The organism is Pseudomonas putida (assembly GCF_028682635.1).
GTDB classification, from domain to species: domain Bacteria; phylum Pseudomonadota; class Gammaproteobacteria; order Pseudomonadales; family Pseudomonadaceae; genus Aquipseudomonas; species Aquipseudomonas putida_AE.
In genome coordinates, this window is the sequence record NZ_JANHLK010000091.1 from 1 (window position 1) to 470 (window position 470).

Annotated in this window: 1 protein-coding gene; it reads left to right on the forward strand. The window is 61.3% G+C overall.

The annotated features are described in order from the left end of the window. The coding region (locus NPS56_RS31005) for an SPASM domain-containing protein (protein WP_274078176.1) at positions 1-470 on the forward strand (470 nt) is incomplete at both ends.

Genomic DNA, 470 nt, shown 5'->3' on the forward strand with positions numbered 1-470 from the left:
TACCGCGCCAAACTGGAAGCCGAAGGTCATCCGTGCAAGTTGATTTTCGTCACGCCGGACTACTACGAAGAACGCCCGAAAGCCTGCATGAACGGCTGGGGCAGTATTTTTCTGACAGTGACGCCGGACGGAACCGCCCTGCCCTGTCACGGCGCCCGACAGCTGCCGGTGCAGTTTCCCAACGTGCGCGACCACAGCATGCAGCACATCTGGTACGACTCGTTCGGCTTCAACCGCTTTCGCGGTTACGACTGGATGCCCGAGCCGTGCCGCTCATGCGACGAGAAGGAAAAGGACTTCGGCGGCTGTCGCTGCCAGGCGTTCATGCTCACGGGTGACGCGAGCAACGCCGACCCGGTGTGCAGCAAGTCGCCTCAACACGGCGTGATCCTCAAGGCCCGCGAAGAGGCGGAGCACGCGACCCAGACCATTGAACAACTGGCCTTTCGCAATGAACGAAACTCACGCCT